The 13,197-nt window shown below is 35.6% G+C and carries 12 protein-coding genes; 6 read left to right on the top strand and 6 right to left on the bottom strand.

The features are described 5' to 3' along the window. The first annotated feature begins 108 nt into the window (after positions 1-108). From M2373_RS14230 to M2373_RS14210, 5 genes are all read left to right on the top strand, one after another. Positions 109-2,493: a TonB-dependent receptor gene (locus M2373_RS14230; RefSeq protein WP_259111710.1), complete on the top strand. Its 2,385-nt coding sequence runs from the start codon at positions 109-111 to the stop codon at positions 2,491-2,493. A 51-nt stretch (positions 2,494-2,544) separates the two neighbouring features. After that, positions 2,545-3,135 (top strand): hypothetical protein, encoded by a 591-nt coding sequence (locus M2373_RS14225; protein WP_259111709.1) that lies wholly within the window; start codon positions 2,545-2,547, stop codon positions 3,133-3,135. 140 nt (positions 3,136-3,275) lie between these two features. Further along, entirely contained in the window at positions 3,276-4,610 is a 1,335-nt protein-coding gene (locus M2373_RS14220) for a trigger factor (protein WP_259111708.1), read from the top strand. A gap of 106 nt (positions 4,611-4,716) precedes the next feature. Continuing rightward, positions 4,717-5,415, top strand: coding sequence for a hypothetical protein (locus M2373_RS14215; RefSeq protein WP_259111707.1), 699 nt, complete (start codon positions 4,717-4,719; stop codon positions 5,413-5,415). Between the two features lie 167 nt (positions 5,416-5,582). Next, the gene (locus M2373_RS14210) at positions 5,583-8,438 is read left to right on the top strand and encodes a pitrilysin family protein (protein WP_259111706.1); all 2,856 of its coding nucleotides are present in this window, start codon (positions 5,583-5,585) and stop codon (positions 8,436-8,438) included. Between the two features lie 130 nt (positions 8,439-8,568). Here the strand turns inward: M2373_RS14210 and M2373_RS14205 are convergent, their stop codons facing one another. Beyond that, positions 8,569-9,153, bottom strand: coding sequence for a DUF3109 family protein (locus M2373_RS14205; protein ID WP_259111705.1), 585 nt, complete (start codon positions 9,151-9,153; stop codon positions 8,569-8,571). Between the two features lie 5 nt (positions 9,154-9,158). Then, on the bottom strand, positions 9,159-10,064 hold the full coding sequence (locus M2373_RS14200; RefSeq protein WP_259111704.1) for a DUF6427 family protein: 906 nt from the start codon (positions 10,062-10,064) through the stop codon (positions 9,159-9,161). Positions 10,065-10,106: 42 nt separating this feature from the next. Between M2373_RS14200 and M2373_RS14195 the strand changes: the two genes are divergently transcribed. Further along, on the top strand, positions 10,107-10,340 hold the full coding sequence (locus M2373_RS14195) for a DUF6341 family protein (protein ID WP_259111703.1): 234 nt from the start codon (positions 10,107-10,109) through the stop codon (positions 10,338-10,340). Positions 10,341-10,421: 81 nt separating this feature from the next. On the opposite strand, the gene M2373_RS14190 is transcribed toward M2373_RS14195, so the two are convergent. The 4 genes from M2373_RS14190 to M2373_RS14175 form a co-directional block, all read right to left on the bottom strand. Further along, a complete protein-coding gene (locus tag M2373_RS14190) occupies positions 10,422-10,859 on the bottom strand; it encodes a universal stress protein (RefSeq protein ID WP_259111702.1) in 438 nt (145 codons plus the stop codon). Between the two features lie 60 nt (positions 10,860-10,919). Beyond that, a complete protein-coding gene (locus tag M2373_RS14185; RefSeq protein WP_259111701.1) occupies positions 10,920-11,525 on the bottom strand; it encodes a fumarylacetoacetate hydrolase family protein in 606 nt (201 codons plus the stop codon). Positions 11,526-12,000: 475 nt separating this feature from the next. After that, positions 12,001-12,399: a DUF2007 domain-containing protein gene (locus M2373_RS14180; RefSeq protein ID WP_259111700.1), complete on the bottom strand. Its 399-nt coding sequence runs from the start codon at positions 12,397-12,399 to the stop codon at positions 12,001-12,003. A 4-nt stretch (positions 12,400-12,403) separates the two neighbouring features. Beyond that, positions 12,404-13,168 (bottom strand): 3'-5' exonuclease, encoded by a 765-nt coding sequence (locus M2373_RS14175; protein WP_259111699.1) that lies wholly within the window; start codon positions 13,166-13,168, stop codon positions 12,404-12,406. Between the last annotated feature and the right edge of the window lie 29 nt (positions 13,169-13,197).

Below are 13,197 nucleotides of genomic sequence, written 5' to 3'. Positions count from 1 at the left end.
TGGCATTATTACACTTGTACATTTTATGTGTACATGATAAACCCATTCAACAAATTTTTCACGAAAAAATGTACCTTATTATAAGGGTACGCAATCAATCTATTTACAATGAAATTGATCTATAGTTTATTGCTGATCTTTTGCGGATTGGCGATTACAAACGCACAGCAGACTTACACTGTACAAGGAACTGTTCAGGATTTTCATGACAAAACGATGCTGGAAAATGCAGAAGTTAAAATTGGAGATTTTACAACAAAAACAGACAAAAAAGGAAAATTTTCCTTTAATAAAATTCCTGCAGGAAACTATATTCTCATTGCTAAACATCCTGATTGTAATGATTATACTGAAAATGTAGGAGTTACTCAGGATCTTCACGTATCTATTGTTCTGGAACATCATAGCCAGGATATTGAAACTGTGACGATACATGGGAATCATAAAAAGAACGGCTCTCTGGTCGTTAAAACTCTCGATAAATCTGAAATAGAAAAAAATTCTACCGATAATCTGGGGAATTTATTATCAAAAATTTCGGGAGTTACTGCTCTAAAGACGGGGAATAATATTTCAAAACCTATTATTCATGGTCTTTATGGAAGTCGTATCAACATCATGAATAATGGAGTAAGGCTGGCCGAACAAGAATGGGGAGTAGAGCACGCACCGAATGTTGATATCAATAATTTTCAGCATATCGATGTGATAAAAGGAGCATCTGCTCTGAAATATGGAAGCGATGCCATTGGCGGAGTCGTAGTCATGGAATCAGAGATTTTTCCTAAAAAAGATACCATCAAAGGTTCAGTGGGACTTTCCGGGATTTCCAATGGTCGAGGTCTGGGATTGGACGTAGATGTGGCTAAAGTATGGAAAAACGGATGGGCTGTAAAGTCAGGGGGAAGCATCAAAAAATTGGGAGATCAGCATGCTCCGGATTATAATCTGATGAACACCGGAATGGATTTTTCTTCATTCAACTTTACGGTTCAGAATAATACTTATGAGAGGGGAATTTCATTTGATTATTATTTAACAAACCAGAATATAGGAATTTACAGAGGTTCCCACGTTGGAAATAATGAAGATTTCTATAATGCAACGACTTCAAAAATCCCTATTTATACCGGAAACTTCAGTTATGATATCGACAATCCAAAACAGGTTATTGAGCATCATATTGCAAAGATTTCCGCATTCAAAAGATTTGAAAATATAGGAAAATTATCGGCTACCTACAGCTATCAGTATAATCACAGACAGGAATATGATATCAGAAGAGGTGAATTGAATGAAGTTCCGTCTCTGGATTTGGAACTAATGACGCATCAGCTTAATCTTAATGATTTACTGGAAAGAGGAAAGTGGTCTTTGGAAACAGGAATTGATGCCAGCTTTCAAAATAATTACTCAGATCCGGCAACAAAAGCACGACGTCTGATACCGAATTATGATAAATATTCTGCAGGGGTGTATTCTATTTTTAAATATAAAATATCAAGCAGTTTGAATGTTGAAGCTGGTGCCAGATATGATTTCACCCGTTATGATGTTACAAAATGGTATGATAAAAGTGATTGGGATAAATTATATGCGGATACTTATCCTCAGTTTTATGTGAGAACAAATCAGAACAGAGTTCTGACGCGTCCTCAGCTTAATTATAACAATGTTTCTTTCAATGCCGGCTTGGAGTATCGTCCGAATTCAAATTTTGATTTGAAGTTTAATTATGCTAAAGTAGGAAGAACTCCGAATATTGCTGAGCTGTTCTCAGACGGTTTGCATCATTCTGCCGCAGTCATTGAAATTGGTGATATGGGATTGAAAAATGAGCAGGGACATCAGTTTAACCTTACAGCGGATGCAAAATTCAATGTTCTCAGAGGATTGAATGTCTCTGTGAATCCTTACTTTTTCATTACTAAAAATTTCATTAATGAAATTCCTACCGGAGTACAAAATACCATCAGAGGAGTATTTCCTGTTTGGTCATATCAGCAGATTGATGCGAAAATGTATGGGGTAGATTTGGATGTCAGCCTGAAACTGACGGACAATTTTACTTATGTAGGAAGAGGAAGCTACCTTTATGGTCAGGATGATACCCATCATGAGCCGCTGATTTTAATGATGCCGCCTAATTTTTCCAATGCATTGCAATTCAGCAAAACAGAATGGAATAATTTCTATTTCACCGTTGAAAACCAAACGTTTTTAACACAAACCAGATTTCCGATTCATAATGCAACAATACCTGTTTATGAAAACGGAGATGAGGTACAGAAAACAGTTGATTTCAGTACTCCGCCGGGAGGATATTCTCTTTGGAATATTCAGACAGGAGTCAACATCAGCAAAAATCTTTCTGCCGGACTTATCGTAAATAATCTTTTCAATGTTTCGTACAGAGATTATTTAAACAGGATGAGATTTTTTGCGGATGAGGCAGGAAGGAATTTTATTTTAAACTTTAGATACAGATTCTAAAGACTTCGAAATTTATTAAGTTAAAATTTTACAACCTTAAAATTATTTAAAATGAACAAACTATTCAATACTAAAAATATTATCAAATTATTAGCTGTTTTATTTATTGCAATCACAGTGGTTTCTTGTCAGAGAGACGGTTCTGCAGAAGAAGATGACATTCCTCAGGAAGATCTTACGAATATTCTTTTACAGGTAAAAGATGTTGCAGCGCAAACTACAACTACATATAACTACAGCATGGGAGCGGGAGGTTCTCAGCCTATCGTATTACAGGATGGGAAAACTTACCAGGTGGAAGTCGAATTTAAAAATGGAAACGAAGATGCTACACAGGAAATTAAAGATGCAAAAGATGAGCATTTTTTAGTATTTAATTTCCCTAATTCAGACATTGCTTTAACCCGTACAGACGATGCCAGCTCTACAAGAGGAGACGGAAAACGTGTTGGATTAAAAACTGAATGGGTGGTAACTAAAGCGGTGAAGAATACTTCGGCAACAAGTCAATTGGTGCTTACTTTATACCATGAGCCGGCTAGCGTTTCTGAAGATTCTCAGGCCAGCGGAAACGGAGTAGTATTCGGAACTCAGACAGGAGGTGAAACTGATGCTCAGGCTAACTATAAGATTACGAATTAATAATCCTTATAACCGGAATAAAAACCCACTGAATTTTTCGGTGGGTTTTTATTTAACAATATTTGGCGTTTTAAGTTGTTTTTAATTGAGTGATTTTCATAAAATTTTCATATTTTTGCAACCTAAAATTTTAATCAATAATGAAGGTTACTGCAAAAAACCATGATGATGTAAGTGCATTGCTTACAGTGACATTGGAAAAATCTGACTATAAGGAAAAAGTTGAAAAACAATTGATTAATTATGCTAAAAATGCACAAGTTCCTGGTTTCAGAAAAGGGAAAGTGCCTTTGAGTATGGTTAAAAAACAATATGAGGCAGGTATTGCTTTTGAAGAAATCAACAAGCAGGTTTCTGATGCTTTGAACGGGTATGTGAATGAAAACAAACTAAGATTAGTTGGACAGCCTGTTCCTCAGCCGGTAAACGAATTCGATTACAATGCTGATCAGTTAGAAGTTGCTTTTGAAGTTGGGTACGAGCCTGAATTCACAATAGATTTAGCTAAATATGAAGCGCCTCACTACAAAGTAGAAGCTTCTGAAAAAGAAATCAACAAGAGTATTGAAAACATGCAGAAGCGTTTCGCTGAGCAGGTTCCTCAGGATAAAATCACTAAAGATTCTTACATCGCTTTAGAAATCACTCAGGTTGTAGAGGAAGATGCTGAAGGAGAGCACCACCACCACCCAAAGAACGCTACTATTACCGCTGAAAACAAAGAAGCTTTCAAACTGGTAAAGTCTTTGAAAATGGACGGATCTGTAAAGGTTTCTAAAGAAACTCTTGCTGGTGATGAAGAATTGGCTAAAGAACTAGGATTCAGCAAAGAAGAAGTTGAGCACTTACACCACAACGAAGTTGAGGTTAAGGTAAAAGATTTCTATTCTTTAAACTTAGCTGAGCTAAACCAGGAGCTTTTCGATAAAGTATATGGTGAAGGAAACATCAAGTCTGAAGAAGAATTGAAAGAAAAAGTAAAGTCTGAACTGGATGAGTATTTCCAACAGAATGCTGATGTTCACTTTGTAAATAAAGTATTGGAGCAGGTTTCTGAGAAAGAAGAAGTTACACTTCCTGAAACTTTCTTGGTGAAATGGTTACAGTTCTCAAATCAGAACATCCAATCTGAAGAGCAGGCTAAAGAAATCCTTGAAGCAGAGAAAAACCAATTGAAATATCAAATCATCGAAGGAAAATTGATGACTGATAACGAAATTCAATTAGACTATGCTGATGTTTTGGCACAAGCTGAACAATTGGTTAGAAATCAATTGGCTATCTATGGAATCCACCACTTAGGTGATGAGGAAATCCAGAAATATGCTGTTGAGATGTTGAAAGACCAAGAGCAGGTAAGACAAATTTCTTCTGAAGTTGCCATGACTAAGCTAAAAGATGTTATCTTAGAAAAAGCGACTAAAAAAGAAACTGTGATTTCTCACGATGAGTTTTTAGAAGAACTTAAAAAATAATTTATTTTATATAAATATTTGAAAACCGTCAAATTTTTGACGGTTTTTTTTATTGACAATTATTATTTACGTCAATATTCATATATTTACGTTCTAAACTTAGTATATGAAAAAGATCATCATTCCGTTTTTCTGTGCCGTACTTTTTTCAACATCGGTTGCAGCACAAAAAACAGCCGCTGCAGCTACTCCTGCACCCGCAAAAACTGAAGCTGTACAATCTAAACTTACTCCTAAAGAAGTTATTGATAATTATCTTAAAGCTCTGGGTGGAAAAGATAAACTGGAAGCTATAAAAACTACTGTTGTTGATAATACTCTTACTGTACAGGGAATGGAGGTGACCATGACGACAAAAAAAATGGGCAATAAGTTCAAATCTGAGCAGTCTGTAATGGGACAGAAAATGGTTCAGCTTTTTGACGGTGAAAAAGGATATTTTGATCAGATGGGTACAAAAAATCCTATTCCTGCAGATAAAATTGCTGATCTTAAAAAAAGCAGAACAATTGATGCTCTAGGTTTCGATCCTGCAAGTTTTACATCTGTTACGATTGAGAAAGTGGATGGTAAAGATTATAATGTACTGAATTCTGATAAAGGGAAACATTATTTTGATGCTTCTACAGGATTATTGTATAAATCTACTTCTGCAGAAGGAAGTGCAGTTATGAAAAGCTATATGACGGTAGATGGGATTAAATTCCCGTCAGAAATTCAGGCTGAAGGAAATGGTCAGAAAGTAGAAATCAAAACAACGAAAGTTACGATTAACTCAGGAGTTACAGATGCTGATTTCAAATAATCTATTGTAAATATAATATACCAAGGCCGGATTTTTATCCGGCCTTTTTGTTGAAGAAAAATTTAACACTCATTTAACTGAATTTAACTTTAAATAATATTTTAAACACTTCTTCGTTTTGTGAATAAATGATACTTTTATCATAATAAATTAATAACCAAAACAATATGAGAAAAATGCTTTTGTCATTTGCTGTTGTCTTTTTGATTTCTGCAAATGGTTTCGCACAGAACATCCCTTCAGATCCTTCTGTAAAAACAGGTACTCTTTCAAACGGAATGAAGTACTATATCAAGAAAAATACACTGCCTGAGAAAAAGGTGGACTTCAGACTGGCTATCAATGCCGGTTCTATTCTTGAGGATGAAAATCAAAGAGGTCTTGCCCATTTTATGGAGCATATGAATTTCAACGGCACGAAGAATTTTCCGGATAATAAGCTTGTGGATTTCCTACAGTCAATCGGTGTGAAATTCGGGCAGCATCTTAACGCCTATACAAGTTTTGACGAAACAGTCTATATGCTTCCGGTACCATTAGATAAACCCGGAAACCTTGACGCCGGCCTTAAGGTGATGGAAGACTGGGCTTTCAATGCTACACTTTCAGATGAACAGATTAATAAAGAAAGAGGAGTGGTTCTAGAAGAGTTAAGACTGGGGTTAGGCGCTGATAAAAGGATGATGGATAAATACCTGCCTAAGCTTTTGTATAATTCTCAATATGCAAACAGACTTCCTATCGGAACAAAGGATGTTCTCCAGAATTTTAAACCGGATGTGATCAGAAAGTTTCATCAGGACTGGTACAGACCGGATTTGATGGCGATCGTGGTGGTAGGCGACATCAATGTAGATGAAGTGGAGAAAAAAATTAAAGATAATTTCAGTAAATATAAAAATCCTTCCAAACCTAGGGAAAGAAAGAATTTTGAGCTTCCTAATCATAAGCAGACACTGGTTGCAATTGAGACAGATCCTGATGCTACAAATTCGATGGTACGTTTTGTAATGAAAGATGCAGAAGCCTATCAGCCGGATATAACAGTAGAGCAGTATAATCAAAGCCTCATCGAAAATCTTACCACCACAATGTTGAATAACAGGTTAAGAGAATTAATCAATTCCAATAATCCGCCCTTCACATTTGGTTCTGTTTATCATGGAGGAACCTATGCGAGAAGTAAAGAGGCTTTTCAGGGTTTTGCAATGACCAAAGAGGGAGATCAGCTTAATGGGCTTAATGTACTTCTGACCGAAGTTGAAAGGGCAAAAAGATTTGGATTCACTCAATCAGAATTAGACAGAGCAAAATCTCAGGTATTATCAAATCTTGAAAGGTCTTATAACAATCGCGACAAAACAGAAAGTGATATGTTGGTAGATGAATATGTGAGAAACTTTTTGGAGCATGAACCGATGCCTGGAGTTTCGTGGGAATATGAAGAAAATAAAAAATTCCTCCCGGGAGTAACATTGGCTCAGACCAATGAGATCATCAAAAAAATGGTGAAAGACGACAGCCGTGTTATTATCATGACTGGACCTAAAAAAGATAATGTGGCCATGCCTACGGAAGCAATGGTTTTAAATACATTTGAGAGCGTAAAAATAGCTGATCTTAAACCCTATGAGGAAAAAGCAACCATTAAAAATTTGATTAAACCTTTCAAATCTGAAGGCAAAATTGCGAAAACCGAAACCGACGAAAAATTAGGTACAATAACATGGATTTTAAGTAACGGTGCAAAAGTAACGTTCAAAAAAACCGATTTTAAAGATGACGAAATTGTATTTACAGCAAGAAGTCTGGGAGGAAGTTCTCTAATTTCTGATGCGGATTACAATAAAACACAGTTTGCTTTTCAGGCATTAACCGAAGCGGGAGTAAGTGGATATTCAAAAGCTGATCTCACCAATTATCTCGCAGGAAAGCAGGTTTCTGTAAATCCTTCAATAGGAAATCTTACAGAGGGTATTTCGGGAAGAACTACACGGAAAGATTTAGGAACGACAATGGAATTGGTATATGCTTATTTCACAGGATTAAATTACAGTCCGGATGCTTTTAATGCATACAAAACAAAACAGTCTGCCATGTTGAATAATCTGCTGTCGAATCCTCAGTTTTATTTTTCAAGTGAGCATGCTAAGTTTATGAATCAAAAAAATCCGAGATTTATCGGAATTGTACCTCTGGATAAAGACTGGGCAAATACAGATTATAAGAAAGCATATGACATCTATAAAGAGAAATTTGCCAATGCCGGTAATTTCCATTTTTATTTTGTAGGAAATGTAGATGCCAACACCCTGAAAAATGAAGTGGTACAATATATTGCAAGCCTACCGTCAACCGGGAAAGCTTCGGCCTTTAAAGATACCGGATACAGACAAATAAACGGGGATTACAGCAAAGTATACAAGAAAGGGAAAGATCCTAAAAGTATGGTAACCATTGCCTATAGCGGAGAAGCTCCTTATAATGAAAAAGAAGCTTTGGCACTGGAAGCCTTGGGGGAAGTAGCAACGATTAAAGTAATTGAAAAGCTGAGAGAAGATGAAAGTGGAATTTATGGAGGCGGCGCCAGAGGCGGAATGTATAAAGTTCCTTACAGCAACTACAGTTTCAGCATCAATTTCCCATGTGGTCCTGAAAATGCTGATAAACTGACAAAAAGTGCATTGGCTGAGCTTCAAAAATTAATTGATAAAGGTCCTGAGCAGAAAGATCTTGATAAATACAAAGAAGGGGAGTTCAATGATCATAAGACAAGCCTGAAAGATAATTCTTACTGGTTAAATGCACTTACCAAAAATCAACTGGACGGCAGTGATAAATATGAAATTCTGAATTATGAGGAAAAAGTAAAGGCGTTAACCGTAAAAGATCTTCAGGATGTAGCTAAGAAATATCTTTCAAAAGGCAAAATCGTGGCAACACTGATGCCTGAAGATGGTTGGGAAAATACTAAAAAGGAGGAGACTCAACCAGCTGTCATCAAAGCAGGTGCATCCAATTAATGTTAATAAATACCAAGAAAGTCGTGAAAAGACGGTTTAAATAAAGGTTGGGTATCAATCCAGGCTAAAAAATAATAAAATAAACAGGCTTCCCGTCGGGAAGCCTGTTTATTTTATTATCTTAAATTCCTTAAGATCCGTATTCTTTTTTCCATTCTTCGGCTGCTCCTGTCAGAACACCGTAAAATTCTTCACCATATTTTCTGATTAGAGGTGTTTTCAGGAATTTATAGATCGGAACTTGTAATTCTTTTCCTAAAGCACAGGCGTCGTTACAGACATCCCATTCATGATAGTTTAAAGCTGTAAATGTAGAGTATTCTGTTACACGGATCGGATAAAGGTGACACGAAATAGGCTTTTGCCAGTCAACCGCACCGTCTTCGTATGCTTTTTCAATTCCACATTTTGTAATGCCCTTTTCATCGAAAGTTACATAAGCGCATTCACGATCTTCTACCATGGGGGTCACATACATTCCATCCATCGGATCGGTAGTCCATGTTCCTATTTCCTCTACAGCTTTAATGCCTTCCGGAGTCAGATAAGGTTTAATTTTATCAAAAATATTCTCTAAAATTTCCAGTTCATTCTTATCAAGCGGAGCACCTACGTCTCCTTCCACGCAACATGCACCCTTACATTTTGTAAGGTTACAAACGAATTCTTCGGAAAATATATCCTCAGAAATTAATTTATCGTCAATCTGAATCATAATCTTTAAAATAAATCGAAATAAGTACCTGCTTTAAAAGTAATTAAACTAATAATGATAAGCCATAAACTTACCTCCTGCATCCAGTATTTAGGCAAAAACCTTTGCATTCTGCTTAAAATAATACTGGAAGGAAATGCCAAAAGTAGTAAATATTCATAACTTTTATTCATATAAAGAATAATAGTAATCAATTGAGCTACAGAGAATACCAGTAAAAAGGTGTATTTGTATCTGCTGATCGGGCTCTTTTTATTATAGTTTTTAAAATGGTCATATACTGCGTAAATAAGCAGCAGTACAATCGGGATTAATGGTATTACATCCGTATAATCTGTTACAGGTTTCATTTTTCCAAAAGGAAAATAATCAATATTCCATGAAGTGAAATCAAGGAAAAACATGATAGAAAAATAGCTGAATGCTATTAATAAGATACCTAGTAAAAATCTGAAAATGTTTAAACTGATTCTTTCTGAAGTCGCAATAACGTGTACGATCACAAAAACGGCCATTGGCCAGGTCGTTGGTAGAAAGATAAAGTTCAGGGCTACAATTGACCCTACCAAAACATACGATTTCTTTCTGAGATCCTCATTGGTACTTGTGAGCAGCAATAAAAGAAAAGAATTGGTAAGCAGGGAAACAGCAATTCCTATATCCATATTTCCGGGATAAAGTCCGAAAATAAAAAAAGTATATAAGAATAAAGGCAGATGCGTCTGATAATTAAGCGCAATACTGTGAAAACAAAAATATCCCAAAGCAATTCCCAGAAAAGTAATTCCGGCAATAATTCCTTCATATGTATTGAAGTTCAGGAAGTTAAATATTATTACTACTAAAAGAAGAAAACCAATATAAACAGGAATTGAAAAAATATTGCTTTCTTTTGAAAGTAATTTAAACATTTTTTATAAATTTGTACAAAGTTAATTTAAAAAAGGAAAATAATGACGTCTTTCTTTCTATTCTTAAGTAAAGTTTTCAAATGGTCTTTCGGTTTTTACGATACCTTTGGAAACGTTTTAAACTGGATTTTATTTATCGTATGCTGTGTGCTGTTTACTTATTGGTGCTACGTATTAGTAGTAACGCTGGGTGGCGATAAAGATAAAGACTACTATTCTCCAACGGAAGGGAAACACCCTTACTACGATCCAAACATCTACAAAAAAGAAGGTTAATTAATTGGTTATATAGTAAAAAACCGATCAAATATTTTATTTGGTCGGTTTTTTTATATTAACGATTAAAATTTCTTACGTTTATTCGTGAATCGGAAGTACTAAAACAGGAATACTGGAATCTTTGGTAATTCCTTTGGTGAGACTTCCTACAAAAACATCATAAATACCGCTTCTGCCGTGAGAACCCATGACAATAAAGTCTGCGTTATTGGATTTGGCATATTCCAAAATAATGTCTTTTGCAATACCTTGTTTCAGAAGATGCTCGCAATCTACATTCTGAGCTATAATTCTTTGTTCGATTTTATTTAACTGAACAAGTTCTTCTCTTATTTCATTTTCTTCCACCTCAGGGAAATACTGGAATCCCATGTCACCTATGGCAAAACCAATATCGGAAGGTGCTACATGAATCAGAAAAAGTTTACCCTGTACCTGTTTTGCAAATTTTATTGCACCATCTACAAGCTGTTCCGTTTTGTCCCCAAAATCTACGGGCAATACAATATTTATCATAACCTTTAATTTTGTTAATTAAAGATAGGAAAATTATGCCAAAAATCAGAATTTAATTACTTATAATATTCGGATGTCAAGAATTTTTTCATTTTCCAGGTAAGCTTCAAGAATGTCATTCTCATCAACCTTTCCGACTCCTTTCGGAGTTCCTGTGAAAATTAAATCTCCAACTCTCAATGTGAAATACTGTGATACAAAAGCGATGATATCGTCAATCGTAAACATCATATCTTTTGTATTTCCGTCCTGAACTGTTTCTTTATTTTTTAATAATGAAAACCCTAAAGATTCAAGGTTATAATTCTCTTTTTTAAAGAAATTTCCTACCACTGCTGAACCGTCAAAACCTTTGGCCAGTTCCCATGGAAGACCTTTTGATTTAAGTTCACTCTGTAGATCTCTTGCTGTAAAATCAATGCCTAAACTAATCTCTTCATAATGTTTATGGGCAACTTCCTTTTGAATGTATTTTCCACCCTTTGAGATTTTCACTACAACTTCCAGTTCATAGTGTACATCATTTGAAAATTCAGGAATATAAAAATCATTTCCTTTCAGAACGGCAGTATCCGGTTTCATAAAAATCACTGGTTTTTCAGGGATTTCATTTCCTAGTTCTTTTGCATGTTCACTATAATTTCTTCCTATGCAGATAATTTTCATAACTTTTTATTTTGTCATTGCGAGAAGCGAGTGCGCAGAAGCAATCTCACAATTATTTTCACTTTATTTTTTTGAACTCTTTAATTATTTTGAATAGTTTTATTTATTTTCTAGGAGCTGTTTCCCGCTTTCCACTATATCTTTTGTTCCGCTAAGCTGCACAAAAGGATGCCGTTGCAATCGGGGCTAGAGATTCATGTTGTTGAAAACCACCCCGGCGAAAATTTCTTTGAAATTTTCGTTACCCCTCCGGAGGGGAATTTCGTTTGTTAATTTAATACTTCAGAAAGACACGTGAAGTTTAGATTCTTTAAAAACGTACTGCACAATTGCTGAGTAAACGCCTTTGCGATCAAAAGACAGTCATGGTACTTTAAAAACCTTTGCGTTTAAACTCAAATTCCCACCTCACTTTGTTTTTTCAATGAGAACATTCGTGTCCGAGATGTCATGCTGAGCTTGTCGAAGCATTTATTTAACGCGTAAACTCATTCCCGCAATAATAGCAAATAAATTTATGACTCGTTAAAATTGAAACTCCGAAAAAACTTGTGGCACTGTCGTCCCGGTAGATATGGTTTGATCCGCATTTTGGACAGACAAAATCAAATTCAGAATTTTCAATTGTATGTTCTACTTCCAGTGAAAATTCTTCATTTTGTTTATAATCCTCCAAAGTTTGCTTGGCTTTTTCAAGATCTTCCTGAAAAACCTGCAGCTGAATTCCGCCTACTGCCTGAGCCAACAGCCAGTCAGACTGAATAAGCTGCTCATTCGCAATAAAGCTGTTGATGCCGTTTTCAGCCAGGATTTGTTTATCTCTGTTAGCCTGAAGAGCGGTTTCGTAGAATTTAAATTTAACTAAATCATTCATTTTTTTAAAATTTACCAGAAAGCTGGATTTTTGTGAAAACTTTCTTCGTATACAAAGGAAAGTCTGCATTCTGTAGCCATCCGAAATATCCAAGATCTTTCTGGAAAACAGCTTTTACGCCTTGTCCTTTATATTTTCCGAAGTTGAAAACCTCCTCATTTTTATCATTATATCCGATGAAACCTGCTAAATCTGCATTTTTATTATGGAAGGTAAACTCACTTAATGCTGCAATTTCTTTCGGAATATCATCGTATTTGCCTACCTGAGCGTCCAGAACTTCAAAAGTAGCCATTACGTCAGCCTCTGCAGAGTGTGCATTTTCTAATACTTTTCCACAATAAAACTGATAGGCAGCACCCAGGTTTCTAGGTTCTTTTTTATGGAAGATGGTTTGTGCATCCACTAATTTGAACTTACTTAAATCAAAATCCATTCCTACTCTTAATAATTCTTCAGCTAAAAGCGGAACATCAAATCTGTTTGAATTAAAACCACCCAGGTCTGCACCCGTAATCATTTCCATTACTTTTGAAGCTATTTCTTTGAAAGTAGGGGCATCTTTTACGTCTTCATCGTAGATTCCGTGGATTTCACTGCATTCTTTCGGGATTGGCATCTCGGGATTTACTTTCCATGTTTTGCTCTCTCTCGATGCATCAGGGTTTACTTTTAAGATGCAGATTTCTACAATTCTGTCTTTTCCGATATTCGTTCCTGTAGTTTCGAGATCAAAGACGCAAAGCGGTTTATGTAATTTTAAATTCATTTTTTGTAAGTTATGAGTTGAAAGTTATG

Source organism: Chryseobacterium sp. JUb7 (assembly GCF_024806495.1).
Classification (GTDB): Bacteria; Bacteroidota; Bacteroidia; order Flavobacteriales; family Weeksellaceae; genus Chryseobacterium.
The sequence above is the reverse complement of the archived record's forward strand: the minus strand, read 5'-3'. Positions and strand labels throughout refer to the sequence as shown.